18 protein-coding genes are annotated in these 19,960 nt (G+C 41.3%); all 18 read right to left on the reverse strand.

What is annotated here, in order from left to right; genetic code table 11:
• Positions 1-8 precede the first annotated feature (8 nt).
• Positions 9-1,280 (reverse strand): O-antigen ligase, encoded by a 1,272-nt coding sequence (locus M5J74_RS11285; protein WP_250016672.1) that lies wholly within the window; start codon positions 1,278-1,280, stop codon positions 9-11.
• A gap of 258 nt (positions 1,281-1,538) precedes the next feature.
• On the reverse strand, positions 1,539-2,492 hold the full coding sequence (locus tag M5J74_RS11290) for a glycosyltransferase family 2 protein (RefSeq protein WP_250016673.1): 954 nt from the start codon (positions 2,490-2,492) through the stop codon (positions 1,539-1,541).
• A 32-nt stretch (positions 2,493-2,524) separates the two neighbouring features.
• Positions 2,525-3,958: a lipopolysaccharide biosynthesis protein gene (locus M5J74_RS11295; protein ID WP_250016676.1), complete on the reverse strand. Its 1,434-nt coding sequence runs from the start codon at positions 3,956-3,958 to the stop codon at positions 2,525-2,527.
• Between the two features lie 12 nt (positions 3,959-3,970).
• Positions 3,971-4,999 (reverse strand): hypothetical protein, encoded by a 1,029-nt coding sequence (locus M5J74_RS11300; RefSeq protein ID WP_250016678.1) that lies wholly within the window; start codon positions 4,997-4,999, stop codon positions 3,971-3,973.
• A 62-nt stretch (positions 5,000-5,061) separates the two neighbouring features.
• Positions 5,062-5,826 carry an aspartate/glutamate racemase family protein gene (locus tag M5J74_RS11305; protein ID WP_250016680.1) on the reverse strand — a complete coding sequence of 255 codons (765 nt, stop codon included), beginning with the start codon at positions 5,824-5,826 and terminating at the stop codon, positions 5,062-5,064.
• A gap of 103 nt (positions 5,827-5,929) precedes the next feature.
• Positions 5,930-8,248, reverse strand: a complete 2,319-nt coding sequence (locus M5J74_RS11310; RefSeq protein ID WP_250016683.1) for a polysaccharide biosynthesis tyrosine autokinase — start codon at positions 8,246-8,248, stop codon at positions 5,930-5,932.
• Between the two features lie 34 nt (positions 8,249-8,282).
• Entirely contained in the window at positions 8,283-9,713 is a 1,431-nt protein-coding gene (locus M5J74_RS11315; RefSeq protein ID WP_250016686.1) for a sugar transferase, read from the reverse strand.
• Positions 9,714-10,547: 834 nt separating this feature from the next.
• Positions 10,548-11,162, reverse strand: coding sequence for an NTP transferase domain-containing protein (locus tag M5J74_RS11320; RefSeq protein ID WP_015154210.1), 615 nt, complete (start codon positions 11,160-11,162; stop codon positions 10,548-10,550).
• 4 nt (positions 11,163-11,166) lie between these two features.
• Complete coding sequence (locus M5J74_RS11325; RefSeq protein ID WP_106166594.1) at positions 11,167-12,282, reverse strand: XdhC/CoxI family protein; 1,116 nt, start codon at positions 12,280-12,282, stop codon at positions 11,167-11,169.
• Positions 12,279-12,851 carry a (2Fe-2S)-binding protein gene (locus M5J74_RS11330; protein WP_250017128.1) on the reverse strand — a complete coding sequence of 191 codons (573 nt, stop codon included), beginning with the start codon at positions 12,849-12,851 and terminating at the stop codon, positions 12,279-12,281. Before M5J74_RS11330 ends, M5J74_RS11325 begins: the two co-directional genes overlap by 4 nt.
• 88 nt (positions 12,852-12,939) lie before the next feature.
• On the reverse strand, positions 12,940-13,653 hold the full coding sequence (locus tag M5J74_RS11335) for an NHLP leader peptide family RiPP precursor (RefSeq protein WP_106166593.1): 714 nt from the start codon (positions 13,651-13,653) through the stop codon (positions 12,940-12,942).
• Positions 13,654-14,025: 372 nt separating this feature from the next.
• Complete coding sequence (locus tag M5J74_RS11340) at positions 14,026-14,751, reverse strand: SDR family oxidoreductase (protein WP_015154214.1); 726 nt, start codon at positions 14,749-14,751, stop codon at positions 14,026-14,028.
• A 208-nt stretch (positions 14,752-14,959) separates the two neighbouring features.
• Positions 14,960-15,415 carry a VOC family protein gene (locus M5J74_RS11345; protein ID WP_015154215.1) on the reverse strand — a complete coding sequence of 152 codons (456 nt, stop codon included), beginning with the start codon at positions 15,413-15,415 and terminating at the stop codon, positions 14,960-14,962.
• A 36-nt stretch (positions 15,416-15,451) separates the two neighbouring features.
• Positions 15,452-16,270 (reverse strand): nuclear transport factor 2 family protein, encoded by an 819-nt coding sequence (locus M5J74_RS11350; RefSeq protein WP_199317086.1) that lies wholly within the window; start codon positions 16,268-16,270, stop codon positions 15,452-15,454.
• Between the two features lie 62 nt (positions 16,271-16,332).
• Positions 16,333-16,710: a nuclear transport factor 2 family protein gene (locus M5J74_RS11355; RefSeq protein WP_015154217.1), complete on the reverse strand. Its 378-nt coding sequence runs from the start codon at positions 16,708-16,710 to the stop codon at positions 16,333-16,335.
• Between the two features lie 136 nt (positions 16,711-16,846).
• Entirely contained in the window at positions 16,847-17,296 is a 450-nt protein-coding gene (locus M5J74_RS11360; RefSeq protein WP_015154218.1) for a hypothetical protein, read from the reverse strand.
• A 39-nt stretch (positions 17,297-17,335) separates the two neighbouring features.
• Complete coding sequence (locus M5J74_RS11365) at positions 17,336-19,045, reverse strand: thiamine pyrophosphate-binding protein (protein ID WP_250016688.1); 1,710 nt, start codon at positions 19,043-19,045, stop codon at positions 17,336-17,338.
• A gap of 79 nt (positions 19,046-19,124) precedes the next feature.
• Positions 19,125-19,952 carry a type 1 glutamine amidotransferase domain-containing protein gene (locus M5J74_RS11370; protein WP_015154220.1) on the reverse strand — a complete coding sequence of 276 codons (828 nt, stop codon included), beginning with the start codon at positions 19,950-19,952 and terminating at the stop codon, positions 19,125-19,127.
• Positions 19,953-19,960: the final 8 nt, after the last annotated feature.

Raw genomic sequence — 19,960 nt, forward strand, 5'->3', positions numbered from 1 at the left:
TTGTTTTCCTATGCTGAAAATTTCCGAGTTGCAGGCGGTTTAGCTGGCTGAGGCTGAATCGTCATTGAGAAAACCGTTGAAACATAAAAAATCCAAAAAATATTGTTTTGCTGCAAGATAATGCTGTCGGTCATGTTATACGGCAACAAGAATGTCAAAAATGCTAATGGAAACATTCCTGTGGCAGTTTGGTTAGTACGCGCCCAGATCAGCGATCGCCCAAAGTAAATCGAGAATCCCAATACAAATACTGCAATACCTAGTAAGCCTAAATCGAGTCCTAATTGTAAATAACCATTGTGAGCGTATGTAGGTTCCCAAATCAGTACGTTCCATACCCTTCCAGATTCGCCCTGCCAACCCAGCCAGAAGGCACTATATCCATAACCCAACCAGGGATATTTTTGGATTGCTTGCAGCAAAACAGACCACAATTCTGTGCGTCCGGTAAAAGTTAAATCCCGTCCGGTAGCAGCGAGAATTGCTTCCACTTGACTCAAAAGCCATAGAACCATAGCTGCACCAAGCGTCACTGTCATGACAACACAATGCATGAATAGAGGATTGCGCCACCGCCACAGGCTGTAGAGTGGCAATAGAGCGAGAACAATTAGGGAAGACAAAAAGGGTGTTGCTGACGTTGACAGCAGCATTAAGGCAACTGAAAGTGCAAAACCAGTCCATGCAATCCATCGATATCTGTAGCTATAAAGAGCAAAAAGCGAGAACAACACCACGCTTAAACCCATAGCTCGACCCAAAGCATTTTTATGCACGAAGATTCCTCGCCAAGCACCGATGTGTCCCCCTTCCTGGTGAACTCCGTAAGCTGGCAGGGCGATCGCAAACAGAAAACTGAGTACTATTGCTATACCTAGAGTCCACGCGAGCAACTGCAATTGCTGTTTTAAACTGTAGCGCGTCGCTAAGTACACCCCAAATAAAGTTGTCATGACGAGTGCTACACTACGGCGAAGAGTGACTATTGGTGCAACAGACCAAAGCACGGAGAAAAGCGCGATCGCGACTAGTAGGATTAACAGCTTTTCCTTAAGTACGAGTTGCATAACACTTTTCCACCGCAGCAGAATCAGGAAGAAGGTGACTGCATAGACCCCAAATAAAAAAATTTGCATGACTGGATCGCCTTCAGTCGCATCAAGTACAAATCCTTCTTGACGGCGGAAAAGCGAAATTAAAGCATCTGAGAAAAGTAGTAGAGCTAAAACTACAAATCCTTTTTCAAATAAGTTTTTCTGGATAGCAATCTGTAGTTTCATCTTCTATTGAGTTGAGTTCAATTGATGTTTATTTCTTGCAGATTTGCAATTAAAAATACAGAAATTAAACGTTCGAAGTTTCAGATCTCGATCCCCCCTAACCCCCTTGAAAAAGGGGGGAACTAATACCCCCTTTTGAAGGGGGTTGGGGGATCGACTACAAAGCGACTGCAACAAAAAGGGGGGAACTAATACCCCCTTTTGAAGGGGGTTGGGGGATCGACTACAAAGCGACTGCAACAACGAACACATGAATTATTATCGCTCCCAAATTTTTAAACTATAGTAAACTGCTCTTAAACTAATTCCCAGCCTTTCTAGAATTGAAATTGAAGCCAGATATTTTTTGACAAGTTCTTTAGCTGATGCTTCCACTCCGCCAGTGCGCCAGTAAATGCTAAGTCCTTTGGCGAAAGATTTATTAGTAAACTTTGCTAATTCTGGAAATCTAACTCTCATCCAGTTAGCCATAATTAAAATCGATCTTGCCATATATTGTTGTCGATCGCTCCTAGCAGTGTAAGCGTTACAATCGTGTACTCTTTGAATAGTTAGCTCTCGATCTAAGAAAAAACCTGAACTTAACGCGATCGCCGAAAATTTCAAGCAGCGGTCAGCTGAGGTTTTATGAGTTTTATACTGAGGCAAGGGAAAAATTTGCTTTAGCAGAGAACGTGTAAAGCACAAACCAGAGGTCGGAGGTATAATAAAATCGACTTTTCCTCGTTCGAGCATTGACGCTCTAAAATCGCATTTTTGCGATCGCGACTGCTTTGTTTCCTCTGTGATAGTTACATATACATTGTCATGGCATATTCGTTTTAGCAACTTACCCGTTTTCATATCCATTACCTTAATGCTATGAAAACACCAACCGATATCTGGGTTATTTTTAAATACATTGACAACTTCTGAAACTTTTTCTAATAGAGCCAGATCGTCGGCATCAAGGAAACAAATAATATCACCTTTAGCTATGTTAAATCCGACGTTCAATGCTGACGACTGACCCTCATTTTCTTTCAAAACTGGAATGACTCGATCTTGATAACGAGCGATGACTTCGCGAGAATCATCGATAGAACCATCATCAACTACAATAACTTCCAGATGAGAATAAGTTTGATTTAAAGCACTTTCAATTGCTTTGTCAACGTAACAACCATAGTTACAATTATTGATAATTATACTAACTAAAGGTCGATCGTTCATATCTCATTACCTTCTCTGTCAGAGCGAATCAGCTAACGCATGAAACTCAGAATGTGCCAAAATAACTTTGGAGCGAGTATGAAAATTGTTAGAGCATAAAAAACAGCACCGATTAGCGTATAGATCGCTAGTGAGGCTGGTAGAGAGAGCAAACTAGGCAAAAAATATTTGGCTGCCAAAATAGCACTTACCATAACCGAGGTTGCCGCGATCGCGATCGCATATTGACGTAGATAGGCGATCGGTTGTAAAGGAATTAATTTACGCACTACGTATATAGAAATTGGAAAAGTCAAGTAGCTACCAATAACATAAGCTAACGCAACAGCTACAACTCCCCAACGAATTACTAGTACAAAACCTAGAATATTAACTACAGCAGTTAGACAGTTTATTCCCAATTTCCAAGCTGGTTTCCCTTTAGCCATCATCACAGTGGAATTAAAGTTAAACATTGAGTGGAGAATGCCAACAAATGCTAATACTTGCATAATTGGAATACTCGATCGCCACTGACTGCCAAATAAGATCTGTACGACTTCAGGCGCTAACACAGCCATACCAATAAAAGTTGGAAAAGCGACGAGACTTGTTAGTTGCGTCACAGCGTAGAACGCACGTTGCAATCGTTCTGGTTCTGCTTGTAGCTTAGAAAAAGTAGGTAATGCGACTTGATTAGTGACGGTAATTAGTAATTGCGTCATGACCAATAACACTCGATAGGCAATGGTGTAATACCCTAGTGCTACAGGACCGAGAAAATATCCGATTAAAAAATCGTCAGTGCGGCGATTAAAGAAATTGATTGCGTTTAATCCGATCGCATTAATACCAAAAGCAAATAATTCCTGGAAGTGTTTTACAGAAACACAAAATCTTGGTCGCCAGTCACTAGCACTCCATAAAACCACAGCTCCTACTAAAGCACCCGCTAACTTTTGACCGACAAGGCTCCAAACACCGAAGCCAGCAACCGCCATAGTAATGCCAATCGTACCAGCGCCTAGAGTTGCCAAGAGCGATCGCGCCGCGACAAACTTAAAAGCCAATTCGCGATGAAAAATTGCTTGCTGTACGCAACTGAAGGAGTTCAACAAAAAACTCAGCGACAGCCATTGTAAGATTGGTGCTAGTTGTTGACGGTTGAATAAATTAGCAATTGGTTTAGCAAAAATGATGCTGCATATAGTTAGTAATATACCAACTGTCAAGTTTGCCCAAAAAGCAGAATCTAGATGCTCTGGCTCTAATTGCTGGCGTTGAACGATCGCCTGAGATAATCCTTGGTCGAGAAAGATTTCCATCAAAGCAATAAAAACGCTAGCTAAAGCAACCAGACCAAATTCTTCTGGTTTAAGTAAGCGAGCTAGTAGAGAAAATACAGCAAAGGAGATTGTCTGACTACCCCAGTGCTGAATCACAGACCAAACTACACCTTTGACTACTTTTTGGCGGATGTCCATCATAGGATACCCTAGTTACAATTTTGATGGATTTAACAGTGCTGTTTTAAAGGCTTGAGCTAACTTTTGCAGAGCAATTAGGCGATCGCTGGGAGACAGAAAACATTTCTGCTTATCGAGAGGTAGATCGAGAGGATTGTAAATCATAGTGGCAGAGGGAGTATTATTAGCATCAACAATGTACAATCGTCGATCTCTTCTATCTCTGAGTATGTCTAATTCGCCATAATCCAGTCCTAATTTTTGGCAAAAACATAAAATTTTACTAATTTCTACTTCAGAAAAAATGTCTTGAGCCTCCGCTAACCGTACCGAAATTAGGTGAGCAAAAGATCTACCAAAGCGATGTTCGACTGGGAAGTATTTTAAATAAACAAAGGGAATTATATATTTAAATACCGGAACTCTTAGTAGTAGTACTTTGCCGTCTTCTACTTCATTATCGATGAGTTTGTTATAAACAATACCTGGTTCTACTGTGTCAATCGGACAAGCAATTATCTTGCCGTCGTGCTGACCGTTTAGGTCGGATTTCATCACGCATTGTCCGGTATATGTCAGTGGATCTACAGTGACGCTGTAACCAAACACAGTATGAAATACTCGATCTACATATGTTTTGCTAATATTTTCGCAGTTTATATTGACAATGCTAAGAATTGGATTTTGAACTGATAATCGAAATAGTACGTAATCCTTTGGGGAAAAAGTTGCATCTTTCCACTTAATGCATAGATCGAAAGCTGCTTCGGGGTTATTAGTGACGTTATAACCTAGAAAGAGGCAGATATAGTAAATTGCCCCAGAAGTAGGAAACTCTGGGTAGAACAAGATTGTTTTTCTATTAGCAATTAACTTTTTAGTTGTTACTACTTGATTTCGGAAAAGATTTGATAGCTGCCGATCTATTACGGTAGAAAGATTATACTTGTACGTTCTATATAAATGAAGTAAGGGAAAAGGTATGTATGTTTGTAGTAGTTTGGCGATCGCTGGGATTGATTTGAACCCAAACAAGCGTAGTAGAGCAAAAACTATCTTCACATACTTACCCTGTGATTTATGTATTTGTGACATATTGACCGTCCAATAAAAACTGGTTTTGGTTAACGCTCATTGAAGGAATAAATAGGCGATCGCCTTCTCGAATCGACAGTTATAAAATCTGCATCGTGTGGTTGTAAATCGATGAATCTTCTTAAATTTGTTGCTATAATTAAGAGCGGATCTACGATGCGATAATATTGGGCATGATGTTGGATAAGGTACTTTGCAAGCAAGTGAAATTCAGTACATCCGGCAATAAAAGAATTTACTTCATATTTATTTAGTAATGTATTGAGGAAAACCAGAGCTGATTTCTGAATACCTTCTTTTTTTATTTGATAAATCAGATTGTGAATCTGTTTATGCTCTGCTTGCGGAACAATTATGTATGGTTCAGCCCATTTCCACAATCTATGTTGTTGAAAAATACATGCATTTAGCGTTCCTCGCGTACAGAGTAAAAGTTGATGTTCTTGCCTATTTAAGACTTCTTCTAGAATTAAATCGACCAAAGACACGATCTGCTCTCTCAAAATTGATGGAACCTTGGGAAGAAAATAATGTATAGTTATACAAGGGATGACAATCTTATCAACACCCAATAAGTAAAGTGTTTCTAGAACTGTAATTAGATCGTTAAGTAATAACTCATCTAAGCCATTAGCGATCGCTTCCGTGCGATCGGGAATTGTCGGATCGGAGTAAAGAAAACATGCAGGCATTTCTTGTTCTCTATCGGCAAGATTAAACTCATAGATTGTTTTTAAAAACTCCGCAGACGCAAGGGGACCCATTCCCCCCAATATTCCTAAAACTTTTTTCATATGTTCCTCAACTTTTTTCTAAGGTTCAACAATTTTGCTTGTTTTACTAGCTGGCAGTGATTTTTGCGATCGAGTACTTAGCCTTCCAAAACTTTGTCAATTCTCACGTAGAATTATGAGTATAGCCATTGTATTTAAAAGAAATTTTTTTAGAGGATATGTTATTGTTTTTTAAATTCCTTTTTCTGAAAGAGACTAAGGAATGATTGAATTTTTCTTCTTTGCTCCAATTATTAATGACCAAACCCAGAGGTTTTTGAGTAGAACGCTCTAATAACTCCTTAGCAGCATCAGCACTGACGTAGTTAAGTAATCCAGGTCGTGCTACAAATAAAACGCCATCACTCATATGACTCAAAGTGAGAGCATCAGCTGCATGGCTGAAAGCAGGCGCATCGATAATTACAAAATCGTAGCGAGCAGCAAAATAATCAATTAATAAAGCCATCCGTGGAGAGTCTAGCAGAGCTATAGGTTTAGGCGGTATGACTCCAGCCGTCAAAATATCTAAATTAGCCACATCAGACTTTTCTATGACCTCAAATCCAGCTTGACCGCTTAGAATATTGCTTAAACCAGATGTATTAGACAATCTCCAAATTTGGTGCTGTATTGGATGGTGCATATTTGCATCTACTAACAGAACTTTACGTCCTATTTCTGCCATAGTTGCGGCTAAATTAGCTGAAATTGTAGACTTACCTTCTTTAGAGATAGAGCTTGTTACCACAATTGTTTTGAAGGCTTTATTAGAGTTTTTTAAACTACTGAAAAAAGTTCCGATACTGAGAGATGGCTTAATTTTTCTTTTTGCGTGAGTGGCTTGAATCGATATACTATCTGCTGGATGTAATAGATGAAAAAATCTTAGATTAGCCTGAAGGATATTGAATGCCTCACTGATGGGAGAATCAGGCATTTCTCTTACAAAAACTGGTGGAATATTTTGCTGTTCATCCTGACGATGACTATTAACTTTTTTCCCAAACTGAGGAATATCACCTACTACTGCGTAGCCAAAAACTTTTTTGACTTCTTGAAGTGATTTAATAGATTTGTCCGTTATTTCTAAAATTAGAACGGCAATTGTAGAAAGAAAAATTCCTGATAAAATTCCTAAAATGACGATCGAAGCTGGTTTGTGAATAGAAGCTTTTGTAGGAACTAAGGCGTTTTCAATTATAGTAGCATTACCTGTGTTTTGGTTTTCTGCCAACCGCACTTCTTGAAATTTCTGTAACAAGGTTTGGTAAGTAGACTGAGCTGCTGCTAGTCTTCGCTGTAGCTCTCGCTGTTCCTGTTCTAATTTGGGTAGAGTCGTGAGTCGTTTTTTAAAGCTAGATTGAGCTTTAGATAATGAAGCCAAACGACTATGTATAGCCAAGCGCGTTCCTTCCGTAGCAGCAAAATTTTCAATTAGTTTTTGTTGACTTTCTCCAATTTGTAAACTCTGATTGGATATTTGCGTATGAGTCCCAAGTGCTTGTTGAACGCGATCGTGCAATAATGAATTGAGGCTATCTCTTTGATGCTTTAGACTGATAATCGTAGGATTATTGTCTGAAAAGCGATTTTGCTGGACTACTATTTGACTTTCTACTTGTTGTAATTCTTCCAGAACTTTTTGCACCCCTAAAGACTGATTGAGAGAGTTTATAGCCAAGGCATCCTTTGAAGTCATGCCTACTTTCTGTTGAAGATTTACTGACCGAGTAGTAGCATCAGCAAGGTCAGCTTCAGTTTGCTTGATTTTGTTTTCTAACTCCTCAATAATTTTGACTGCCGATTTAGCTTCCTCATCCAAAGCTACGACTTGATTTTTTTCCTTAAATTGGCGCAAAGCTACTTCTACCTGACGGACACTAGCTTCAGCTATGGGTAATTGCTTGGCAATAAATTTATTCGCCGTAACAGCTTCAGTACGATTAGCAAGTAAATTTCTAGTGATGTAAAGGTTCATGAGTTTGTTGACTACTACCGCAGCTTGTGTAGAGTCATGACTTTTATAAGAAATTACTAACACATCTGTTGCTCCAATATTTTTTACATCGAGCTGTTGTTTGATAATTGTTTGTGGGTCTATAAAAGTGCCGTTTTGGTCTTTTAAGTTAAGGGTACTAATCGTCTGTTGTACCAGAGGAATAGAACGAATAATCTCTATTTCTGTATTGAGAGGACTGCTCTTTGCTGCTAGAGGAGGATCTAATTCTCCTAATTGTTGACCTACTCCTGTTAGAGAAGGAGTACGGCTAACTTTTAATAGGAGTTTTCCTTGAGCTTCGTATTCAGGTTGTTGCAAACATGCTACTAAGGTTGCAAGGACAGAAACTAATCCAAAAGTAGCTACAGCAGGTAACCAATTGCGTTTTAGGCTCTCCCAATACTTTTGCAAATCTAAATTAAGATGTTCTTGAGATTCCATAAGATCTTTTTAATACATAAGCGATAAGTATTTTTCAGTAAGCTCCTGTTTTTTGAGCTACAGTCACAATCGTTTTTAGCAAAATCTGTAAATCCAACCACAAAGACCAGTTTTCTATATAGAAAATATCCAAAAGCAGAACATCTTTAAAGTTAGTAATTTCTGAACGACCGGATGTTTGCCAAAGACCAGTTATTCCTGGTAAAACTTCGTGGCGAATTAATTGAGTTTCCGAAAGTTGCTCAATGTCCCTGAGCGGTAGCGGGCGAGGACCAACTAAACTCATTTCACCACAAATTACGTTGAATACTTGGGGCAGTTCATCTAAACTATAACGTCTTAAAACACGTCCAACTTTTGTAAGGCGAGGGTCATTTTTAATTTTAAATAATATACCGTCATTCATTTCATTAAAGTTTTCTAATTCCTTTTGAAGCTTGTCTGCATTATTAACCATTGTTCTAAATTTCCAAACATTGAAGTGTTTACCATGTAAACCTACGCGAGTCTGTTGATAAAATATAGAACCGGGAGAATCTAGTTTAATTAAAAGCGCGATCGCTAGATATAGAGGTGATAAAACTAAGATAATTAGAACGGCTAGGCAAAAGTCAAAACAGCGCTTGATCCGAAAATCTAATCCTGCAATTAATGGAGGAGAAAGTTTGAAGAAGGGTATGCCGCTTTTTAGTGATAAAAATGCTCCCATTTTCTCCTCTACAATTTCTTCTAAGCTAAGTGGCAAAATATTGAGTGTTATGCCATGATTACGCAATCTCCAATAAAGAAACATTCTTTGCTCTATTTTGTGCCAAGAACAGACAAATACTTCAACTGCTCCTGAGCTAGTAATTTCATCAACTATTTTGTCTACACCATATTTCTCTAATGCGTAAATTGGCAAATATCCTATAATTCTGTAATGATTTTCTTGTACTAATAACTGGGTAGCTTTTACAATATCTGTAGGAAAACCAATAATGAAAATTGGATTACAGATTGTACCTTGTTGGCGTAGCTTGTTAGTAGTAAAGTTCGCGCATAGTCGTCCAGCTAAAGAGAACAATACGCTGAGTAACCAAGCCCAAAAGAAAGTAGACCAGGGAATGAAATGATGTGATTGATAGGAAAAGACAATCGATAGTAGCAAAAGATGCGATAAAGTTAGGGCTTCGATTGAGCTTACATATTTACAATATTCTTCATTAGATTTATATAATCCTCGTGCTACCATTATCCCAATATGAGCAATCGGAATCGGTAAAAGTAAGTTATTCAACTTCCAGGGAAAATCTAGAGGAGTGCAAAGAGTCTGGGTGGTATGCCATGCCAGAGATAGAAGTATGTAATCTACTAAAACTAGTATGATGCGTTGCACCCAATCTACACTAATTCCCTTACTTAAGGTTGTAAAGATAGGTGCGCGAAGATCTAAATTAGCGGCTGGAGAAGCGATCTTAACCATCTCTAATTCCTTTCTGAATACGTACTAAGTTCTAGAATTACTATTGTTGAAAACATGCGTAATAAACCTATTGCTTGACTTAATTGCATTACCGTTCTCATAAAGATTTATGAAATTGAATTAATGATTTGGAATCATTTTTTACTTGAGGTAGCATTTTGGTTACTTACTTTTAGTTTGTGCCATCGTACTACCAGAAGCTCGGAGAGCCAACTAAGTAGTACGTGCAATCGTTGACAACTAAGCTATGGCATGAAATCCGTTCTGTTTGTAAGTTTCTTTGTCTTAATAGTCACTACAGTTACTTGAATGTTGAATTTGATACCTTAGCTTAGAGCTAAAAAAGTGAAAAACTTGGAACAAAATCAGACATTATTGATATGGGTTTAATTCCGGGGTTGTGTTGCAAAAATCGGTGCTGAGCAGACATCATATTCTTTTTAGGTAAAATATTTTGTCTTAATGAACCCTAACCATCCCTCTCAGTAGGGACATTTTTAAATGCGAAATTATTCTGCCATGTGTGAAGTCGTAAGTCGTTTGCAACAGGTGTGGCGTTAGAAGCACTCTCCCAACAGAGTAGTGTGCTGAAAGCTTTTTGGGCAAAAACTAGGAAAGCACTTTACTCGTGCTGAAGCACGCCTCTATACTCTAGGTCAGTATCATTAGACCTCCTGCGTGAATACTTGAATTGTCATCCACACGCGAAGCGAAACATCTGGGAGATTCTTCACTACACTGCGTTGCGTACCCTTCGGGAAGGCTTCGCCAACAGAATGACATCCATGATTTTTTGATTCATGCAGGAGGTCTATTGTTTGCATCGTTCAGAGCTTAACCCTCTGTCCGGTGCTTGGAAATCACTTCAGATTCCAATTGTTGAAGGTCGTCCTTAGTATCGATATCATGTGGATTACCGATGCGATCGCAACTGACTTCCACAACTGAGTAAACTCGCATCAACTGTCTGGCTCCTTCGTCCCCCTCAAGTTTCATGGCATCAAACCACAACGAACGAGCAAGGAGGACGGGGTTGCGCCGAGATCCTTCATAGGTAGCTACAACAAAAGAAGCTCCTTCATGGTATGCAGCTACGAGACGACGATAACAAGCAGCCGTCACGAATGGTTGGTCGGCAAGTCCAATGCAGAGAGCATCAATAGATTTATTCGGCTCTAACATCCACAGAGCTTGTTTTAGACTTGAAGCAATTCCACTTTGCCATTGTAGGTTATGTACTATACTCACTCCTGGTAAGGCTGCGGCGGCTACTTGCTGGGAATTGTAACCGACGACAAGTAAAATTGGGGCAAGACCGCTATCATCAGCAGCCTTAAGAGCATAGGAAACTAGCGATCGCCCCCTAAACATTGCTAAAGGTTTAGGAAAATTCCCGCCAAACCGAGAACCTCTACCAGCAGCAAGGATAGCAATAGCAACCTGTCCCATGTGCTTACTTGACGTGAATTGATTTTTGTTGGGTCTGAGAAAGCCTACAGCCGCTACGTCCACTCTTAAGCGCGATAACTTCAGCCATAATTGACACAGCCGTCTCTTCTAAAGAGTTAGCACCAATGTCTAGCCCAATTGGGGCGCAAATCCGAGCCAGTTCAGTTTCAGTGAGTCCAGCTTCCTTCAGACGACGAATTCGATCTGCGGTGGCTTTGCGGCTTCCCATCGCGCCAATGTAAGCTGCTGGTGTTCGTACTGCGGCTATGAGCGCAGGAACATCAAACTTAGGATCGTGAGTGAGTACGGTAATAATGGTACGAGCGTCTATCTGGATGCTTTGCAGATACTGACCGGGCGAGTTCACCACGATCTCGTCAGCTTCAGGAAAGCGTGCTGGTGTGGCAAAGCGAGACCGAGCGTCACATACGGTTATTCGGTAGCCTAATATCTTACCTAGCTTGCAAAGCGATCGCGCAAAATCAACAGCCCCGATCGCAATGAAGTGCGGTTGGGGTACAAAGGACTCAATAAAAATTGCCACATCCGCCTGCCCGCATTCGCCGTTAGCACCGTAGTAGCTCAAGTTTTTCCATCCCTGAGTTAACAGCCTTTGAGCGTTACGAGACACCACCTGGTCTAGCTCTGCGTTGCCAAGAGAACCAGCGATCGCACCGCGATCGGTCACTAACATCTTAGCTCCAACATTCGTCCCCTCAACTAACGTACAGAGTGCTATAGGCTGCTCTGATGCTTTGCAGATGGCATCAAAGACAAAATTCATTGGCAGCTCGCTCCCAAAGCACTTTTGCATGAGGGGTTCTACGAAAACTTGAATAGTGCCTCCACAGGTCAAACCAACCACAAAGCCCAGTTCGTCTGCCACTCCATATGTTAATAGCCGTGGCTGATTCAGCGCGATCGCTGCTAGTGCTTCCTCAACGACTGCTCCTTCAACGCACCCGCCACTGATAGAACCAGCGACCTCGCCGCTACTCGATACAGCCATGACAGCTCCAGGTTCTCTGGGACTTGAGCCTTGAGTGCAGACAACAGTTGCTAGTGCCACAGAGTCACCCTGATTCCACCAGCGTTTGATATCAGCAACAACGTTCCTCATTGACTTTTTGCCTTTAGAGGTACATTAGCTGTTCGCGCAATTGGTAAACATTCATGAGCCGTTACGGTTTCCGGCTTAGCTATTACAGATTCCATCTGCATTTTTTCTACAGCATTTTTTTCTACAGCATAATGTACGGCGCGAACGGCGTTTGGATAGACACCACAGCGGCAAAAGACACCATCCAGCCAATCTCGAATTTCTGCTTCGCTAGGTTTAGGGTTATTTTGTAATAAATCCATGAGTGACATAATCATAGCTGGCGTGCAGTAACCGCACTGTAGCCCGTGCATGTTCCAGAAACCTTCTTGCAATGCACTAAGTTGACCGTTTTGAGCAACGCCTTCAATCGTCATGACATTGCTACCATCAGCTTGAACTGCTAAGACTGTACAGCTTTTGACTGATACGCCATTCAGCATTACTGTACAAGCACCACACTGTCCCGTATCGCAGCCACTCTTTGTTCCCGTTAGATTTAGAATATCGCGGAGAAAATCTACAAGTAGCAACCGTGGCTCAACATCTGTCGTATACTGTTTGCCGTTGACTTTGATGACAGTTTGCATAAGATTTTGCATAAAATTGTTTTTCTGAAAATGTGTTTTTCTAAAAATGAGACGCAGAAGCGATCGACATAGCAAAATAGCTTTTCGTTTAGCTAACTATCCCTGTCACCGTGTTCTTTGCTGGCTGCCGGAAACGTAAATTAACCAACCACCACCACCATGTATGGGATACTTGCCACCACTGTCCCATCGTAGAATTTTCGTCTAGTTGATTAACTTGCGGGTTTTTAGGTAGTACAAAATAAATGAGATTTGAAGTTTCCTGTAGGGATTGAATCTTCAAATTGGGAGGAAAGACTGCTCCCATTTCTGCTTCAAACGTAGCTTTTGGATTAGATGTAATTCTCTCATGGAAAGCCTCATTTGTCCAAATACGAGCGATCCACAATGCTTGCAAGCTCTCTCTGTAAGCTCTGGCTTTCTCAGCACCGCAAAGATAATAGTATGTCGTCCACCAAGTATGACCCAACATCCACCAAGTAGCAAGTTGTTCGTACCGATACCATTGCTCTTCTGCTCGCGGAGTTGCAGGAATCACAAAGTAAAATGTATCCTCAGGTTCCTCTAAAACTCTAACTTCTACATTCGCAGGAAATGTAATATCTGATTCTCTTTCAAAAACGGCTTTTGGATCGATCAGTATTTCTTGCTTAAGTAATTCATCATGCCAAACACGGTCAATTAGTCGTGCTTGTAAAGCTTCGTAGTAAGGTCCAAAATCTGTAACATTTACATTCGACCACAATGTTCTAACTTGAGGGAATTGAGTTAGAATATCTGTAAAGTTAGTACTTGCTTTCATTGTCTATTCTCGTTTCTCTTCCTTATTTGTAAGGGTGAAACTCTATGTTTTAAATTTATCGGTTAAATTATTTAAGAGCAAGGACTTTTATTTTGTTTAATGTTAGAATTATTTTGCTGTTTATTATTTCTATTTAATGACTATTAGTTAATAAAATTTTATAAATTAATAGCTTTAACTATAGAGTAAAAATAATTATTTCACTTGTTCTTTGCCCTATAAATCCTATAAAATACCTGTGGAAAAGTTAATTTTGACACATACCAGATACTTAAAAGGTGAGAGATATTAGCATTACTCTCACCTACTTATATAAACTACAACCTTTTAAAACAGACCCTACTACTTTTGTTGATACCAGTAAAAGTCCACCTACACTGGCTGAGCTACTGGTACAGCTAAAAGTCTAGGGATCAGAATATTACCTGGTTGCTCTAGAATAAATCGAACGCAACGAGCCACATCCTCACTTTGAAGTGGGTTTGGCACCAGCTCGTCATAACCTTTCATCCCACGCGATTTCCAAGAGTCGTACAGGTTAGTAGCAACTGCACCAGGCTCAACTGTGGCAACACCAATACCAGAACCAGCCAACTCCATCCGCAAGGAATCAGTAAAAGCTTCTAAGGCGTGTTTAGTACCGTCATAAACCGCTAACTTGGGAGTCGTTTTCAGTCCAGAAATACTAGACATATTGATGATATAGCCACTACCCTGTTGCTTAAAATGCCGCAGTGCTACGTAGCTCATTCGCACTACAGCCTCAAAATTAATCCGAATCATTTTACACAAAGCTTCGATGTCTGCATCCTCAATTGACATCATATGCATTACACCTGCATTGTTGATGACAACATCCAGACGACCCAATTTTTCTAAAGCTACATCAACCAAGTGTTGTGGCAATTCAGAATCGGTTATTTCCCCAGGTACGATCGCCGTTTCATTATTCATTTGAGCGGCGAGTTCTGCCAGTTTTTCTGGCGATCGCGCTGTAATCAACAGCTTCATCCCCGCCGCATCTAAACTCTTGGCGATCGCCGCTCCAATGCCGCTACTGGCTCCCGTAACAATTGCTACTTTATTTTGTAAATCCATAGTGGCTCCTTTTACTGTTAACTAAATCAACTGATGCTCATGTAGAGTGCCTACATCTCTTGAGTAGCTCAAAGCAAGCTCTGATTCTTCGTTAGAATGCCTTTCAGCTTAGGGACTAAAAAACACTGACGCAAGGATCGAAATTTCGATGCAAGTTGACAATCTTTTGATTTGACTATCTTGCTCTTATGTGCCAGTGTTTATATTTTCAGTAAATAGAAGCAACTTCTTCATTCGCCTCTAAAGACGGCGGATTATCCTGATCGGTGTATCCTTGACTAATTTCGATAATGTTACCGTTTGGATCGGTAATCCAAACCGATCGCCATCCACTGATAAACTCATCAAAGTTGAGCGGTCCTAGAGAAATTTTGGCATCCTTACCCATTTCTGCTAGCTTAGCATCGACATTATCGACCTGAAAGCCCAGGTGTCGCCAGCCTGGGTAGGCGGGTCCATCGTTACGAATCTGGTAAGCAGGAGATTCTTCCTTTGCTTGAATCAGCTCAAGATACATATCACCCAATTTCAGAAACACAATCTGTTCCTTGCCAAGTGGTGCGACCCGAGCGCGTTGGAAGCCGAAATATTTCGTGTAAAATTTTTCAGTTGCAATTGGATCTTGGCAGCTGATTGCCATCTGAGAAAATTTGAGCCAAGCCATAACTTAGATCCTTACTAAAGCTGGACAAAAACGTATTTATGCGTATGACCCATCGGGATATTGAACGACACCAGCAAAGTGAACGGCAATTTTGCCATCACGCAATACCCAATTATCGTAGAAACTCATTTCACCAACTTCACCGCTAGTGCTGCGAGTTTTGAGACTTTCTACCATCATCAGCGTATTCTCAGTCTCTGCCCACTGGTTGAGCGAGACTTCCAAATCTTCTAAACTGAAGATGCGGCTTTCAAAAAACTCCTTGAGCTGTTGTCGTCCACGGATGTAGAGCGGCTGGCGATTTTCAGTCAGGGTACTAATTAGTAGCAGATCCTCGGCATACTGGTCGAGCAATCCTTCGACATTCTTGGCTTTGATAAAACCAATATGCTCTTTATAGAGCTTACCTAAAGGAGATGCAGGAATTGCTCCGACCTTTCCTGCATTAGCATACGTGCTATCTGGATACTGAATGACTCCAGCAAAGTGAATAGCAATCTTACCATTTTGCAAATACCAATTGTCGTAGAATTCAACATTGCCGACCTCACCGCTAGTGCTGCGAGTTTTGAGACTTTCTACCATCATCAGCGTATTCTCAGTCTCTGCCCACTGATTCAGCGAGACTTCCAAATCTTCTAAACTGAAGATGCGGCTTTCAAAAAATTCCTTGAGCTGCTGTCGCCCACGGATATAGAGCGGCTGGCGATCTTCAGTTAGGGTACTAATTAGTAAAAGATCTTCGGCATACTGGTCGAGCAATCCTTCAACATTTTTTGCTTTAATGAAACCGATATGCTCTTTGTAGAGCTTGCTCATCGGAGACAATAGCAGTTGTTCCATTGGTGTTTTCATAGTAATCCTTTATGCAGGAGATGAGAACGCAAGCAAGTTTTAGGAACAGAGTATGGCTCAGACTAAGCCCAAATCCAAAAACCAAAATGATAAGCAATTTTGCCGTCGCGCATCATCCAAGCATCTCCAGCATTCACTGAACCAAGATCGTTATTGAAATTAGCTTGGAAGAAAATAGTATCTTCAGTCTCAGTAAAATCAAGCGACTTGAGATCGATATGACCGATCGCTTTCATGTATTTATGAAAAAACTGTTTAATGTTTTCACGACCTTGAATTGTAATTGGTGCGGGCATGTCAGCAAAGCCGTTGAAATAGGTGATTAACACAGCGTCTTCCGTGTAATCTCTATCTACCATCTCATCGACTTTTCCGGCTGCGATCGTCTCTAGATGAGTATTAAAAAACTTGCGCCCAGGAGAAATTGTTGAAGTTACCATTGTCTGACCTCTTTTGATTTGCAGTTAAACTGGATTGATGAAATAGTTCGAGAAATTATCTCTTATGACACTCTTCTATTGAAAATTCCACTTCCACCGATCGCGGATGCTGATGATGGAAGTAGAAAATTTTGCCTTAAAGCCGAGCAGACCCCTCATAATAATCAAGAGAGTCTACAATATACGTCTCAATGACTGCTTTTCCTGTCAGAGGCGATCGCTGCACTACCCAAGTTTGGTAAGCATCTAGAGTAATCCGATCGCTTTTTGCTGCTGGTGGATTCCACACACTAGCCTCCCATTTCACCACCACTTTGACATCAGCCTTATCTCCTTTGGGAGTCACTTGAACTTTTTTTAAGGTGTGAACTTCGTCGAAAAAAATACCAATCACGCGCTCGTACCAATCTTTAAATCCATCAAAGCCGTAGACAGTTGCTTCAGGAAAGCACATTTCTGAGCCTTGCTCAGCCAACATGGGGATATATTCCTCAAGTGGTGCGTGAACGTCTAACTTTGAATACCAATCCGCTGCTAATTGCTGTACTTCAACTTGAGATAGAGCTGCGATCTTGCTTAATGTCATGGTTTTTCCTCTCGATGATTATGTAGAAACACTGGTTTGCTATTGACCGCACTTAACACCAATTTTTGAGCCTGCAACCTCATTGGTCAGTACTAAGTCAATTAAGAAGGGTCCATTGTAAGCTAATGCTTTCTGGATGGCTGATTCGATCTCGTCAGGCTGTTCAACCCGTATAGACTGAACTCCCATAGCCCGCGCTAACTCATCAAAACGGATGTCTGGATTGCCTATGGTGAAAGAAGTTGGAAAATCGTGTTCTGCAATTCCTCGTTCGCGCCAATATTGCATAATATTGAGCTTGAGTATTTGATAACTGTGATTGTTGCAGATGACAAATTTAGCATCAATGTTGTGATGTGCAGCAGTCCACAATGCCTGAATGGTGTACATACTGCCACCGTCACCAGTGAAACCAATAACCGTCTTATCTGGATTAGCCAGCTTTAAACCAATTGCACCTGGAATACCAACACCAAGGGAACCACCCCGCGTTTGAAAATAATATCCCAAAGTTGTAGGGGGAATGTAACGACAAAGTTCTTCAGAGTTAGTGATTGCTTCATCGAAGATTACCGTATCTGGTGGTATGTGCTGAGCCAAGTCTCGTGTAAAACGCGACAGATGCAAAGGTACTGAGTCGCAGACAGCTTTATCAGCCTCAAGCTGAGCCGTTAATTGCTGCTTTTTAGCTTCAGCTATCCGAATAGATCTTTGAAATGCTTCCTGCTGCTGTTCGGGAGTCATCATTGATTCCAAGGTTGTACCTAGAGCTGCAAGGGTAGTTTTCGGATCGCTCATCAGCCCGAGATCTACTGGGAAATTTTTTGCAATCTCATAACCATTTAAATCAATGTGAATCACTTTTGCATCGGGAGCAAAAGCATCAGAGAGTACAGGAAAGACTTCAGGGAAAACGTAAGTACCGCAAATTAACACTGCATCTGCTTGGGAGGTGATGCGGCGACTAACTTCGCCAAACATATGCCCGAGCAATCCTCCAAATAGAGGATGGGTAGCGCTCATGTTTGGTTCCGATGAATCTGCTCCCCATACTTGAGCGCCAATTAGTTCGGCAACGCGGATTAATTCAGCTTGAGCATCTGAAAAAGCCACGCCGTCACCTACCACAATTAAAGGCTTGGTTGCAGTAGCTAGTATACTTGCGGCTCGTTCGATCTGTTCTGGTTCGGGGGTGACTCGCGCGATTGGGAAAGAAGTTGGGATCGCTTCTTCTTCATTAGGAGCATCAAGGATATCCATTGGCAGGCTAACGAAGACAGGACCCATTGGTGGTGTACCAGCAATCTTAATTGCCCGACGCAAAACTCGTAAAAGAGAAGCAGGATCGACAACCCGCGTAGCCCATTTAGTCACGGGCTTGGCTATGCTCACAAGGTCAGATGCCATCTGAGCATCCATTGCATCGTACATAATGCCTGCTTCACCAGCTAGCACGACTAGTGGCGCATGACCGCGCATCGCTTGGTACATCATGCCAATTCCATTTCCCAATCCAACACCACTGTGTAGTTGCACAATTGTTGGTTTTTTGGTGGCACGGGCATAGCCATCAGCCATACCTACTGCAATCGTCTCTTGCAAGGCAAAGACATATTTGAATTCAGGCTCGTAGTGACTTAAAGCGTCCAGAAATCCCTGCTCGACTGTGCCAGGGTTGCCGAACATGTATTGTATGCCATCTGCAAGCAGTTGTTCTATAATCGCAAAGCGCCCATTTCTGTTAGCCATAATTTTCGTTTTCTTGGGCATAATCTATTTGCTGGTAGCGATCGCGCAGTTATTACAAAGCCAGAAATCGCTTAGAGATTTACCATCCATACCGTCTTAGCCCTTTCTCTAGGACTTCTACTAACTTCTGACCAGTTGTGTAAGAATCTGCGGTAGACCGTCCCGTGATAAATGGATAGTCCACAATTACAGAAATCTCTCTGCCAAAATTACCGTGATATTCTCCATCTGGAGCTGTTGCATCACTGAGGATATACTCTAAGGGATAGGGAGGTGGACCCATATTAAGATCGCTACCAACAAACCCAGTTCCATCTAAGTAGTCATACTCCTTACAGTGACCTGTGACGTGTTTACCTCGAATAATACTCTTGCGTTCTACCAGGTCGCGAGCAAAAGCCAGACAAGTTACGCCATAGCACTCCGCAGCGATCGGTTTACCCAGCTTGTAAAAACCGAGAATCAGGTCATGGACTCTATGGTTGTTGACCAAATCGACGATTGGACCGCTACCACCTACGATCAACAGAGCATCATATTGCACTAGATCCTGCTGCACCTCGTCGATCGCGTTGTTGTAGGCTTCCATTTCTCGCAGAAACTTTTCAGCACTCCAATAAGGGCGATCGGGCAACCATTCTGAAAGGATGATTGGATTATCTAGCCGAGGATTCTTTGGATCTTCTAATCGCTTGACTTTCTCCGCCATCTCCTCAGATACGACTGCCCGACCTAAAGGAGGGTCAACGAAAGTAGGATCTAAGCTGGGAGGAAGCGCCACTGGTCTTTTACCAGTCGGAGTTGCAAAGTCAACTTGGTATCCTGCTGCATCAAAGGTTTCCAGAGGACCTACTAGTTCTTCACCCCAGTAGCCGTACTCTGACAGAATTGTCAGTATTTTTCTCATAGAATCAT

The sequence above is a fragment of the Chroococcidiopsis sp. CCNUC1 genome, assembly GCF_023546805.1.
GTDB classification, from domain to species: domain Bacteria; phylum Cyanobacteriota; class Cyanobacteriia; order Cyanobacteriales; family Chroococcidiopsidaceae; genus Chroococcidiopsis; species Chroococcidiopsis thermalis.

Coding starts and splice junctions, on each gene's coding strand:
- M5J74_RS11360 (WP_015154218.1), bottom strand. CDS start 17,296: ATGACATTAAGCAAGATCGCAGCTCTATCTCAAGTTGAAGTACAGCAA.
- M5J74_RS11340 (WP_015154214.1), bottom strand. CDS start 14,751: ATGGATTTACAAAATAAAGTAGCAATTGTTACGGGAGCCAGTAGCGGC.
- M5J74_RS11310 (WP_250016683.1), bottom strand. CDS start 8,248: ATGGAATCTCAAGAACATCTTAATTTAGATTTGCAAAAGTATTGGGAG.
- M5J74_RS11365 (WP_250016688.1), bottom strand. CDS start 19,045: ATGGCTAACAGAAATGGGCGCTTTGCGATTATAGAACAACTGCTTGCA.
- M5J74_RS11325 (WP_106166594.1), bottom strand. CDS start 12,282: ATGAGGAACGTTGTTGCTGATATCAAACGCTGGTGGAATCAGGGTGAC.
- M5J74_RS11320 (WP_015154210.1), bottom strand. CDS start 11,162: ATGGGACAGGTTGCTATTGCTATCCTTGCTGCTGGTAGAGGTTCTCGG.
- M5J74_RS11295 (WP_250016676.1), bottom strand. CDS start 3,958: ATGATGGACATCCGCCAAAAAGTAGTCAAAGGTGTAGTTTGGTCTGTG.
- M5J74_RS11305 (WP_250016680.1), bottom strand. CDS start 5,826: ATGAAAAAAGTTTTAGGAATATTGGGGGGAATGGGTCCCCTTGCGTCT.
- M5J74_RS11290 (WP_250016673.1), bottom strand. CDS start 2,492: ATGAACGATCGACCTTTAGTTAGTATAATTATCAATAATTGTAACTAT.
- M5J74_RS11335 (WP_106166593.1), bottom strand. CDS start 13,653: ATGAAAGCAAGTACTAACTTTACAGATATTCTAACTCAATTCCCTCAA.
- M5J74_RS11355 (WP_015154217.1), bottom strand. CDS start 16,710: ATGGTAACTTCAACAATTTCTCCTGGGCGCAAGTTTTTTAATACTCAT.
- M5J74_RS11350 (WP_199317086.1), bottom strand. CDS start 16,270: ATGAAAACACCAATGGAACAACTGCTATTGTCTCCGATGAGCAAGCTC.
- M5J74_RS11285 (WP_250016672.1), bottom strand. CDS start 1,280: ATGAAACTACAGATTGCTATCCAGAAAAACTTATTTGAAAAAGGATTT.
- M5J74_RS11370 (WP_015154220.1), bottom strand. CDS start 19,952: ATGAGAAAAATACTGACAATTCTGTCAGAGTACGGCTACTGGGGTGAA.
- M5J74_RS11345 (WP_015154215.1), bottom strand. CDS start 15,415: ATGGCTTGGCTCAAATTTTCTCAGATGGCAATCAGCTGCCAAGATCCA.
- M5J74_RS11315 (WP_250016686.1), bottom strand. CDS start 9,713: ATGGTTAAGATCGCTTCTCCAGCCGCTAATTTAGATCTTCGCGCACCT.
- M5J74_RS11330 (WP_250017128.1), bottom strand. CDS start 12,851: ATGCAAACTGTCATCAAAGTCAACGGCAAACAGTATACGACAGATGTT.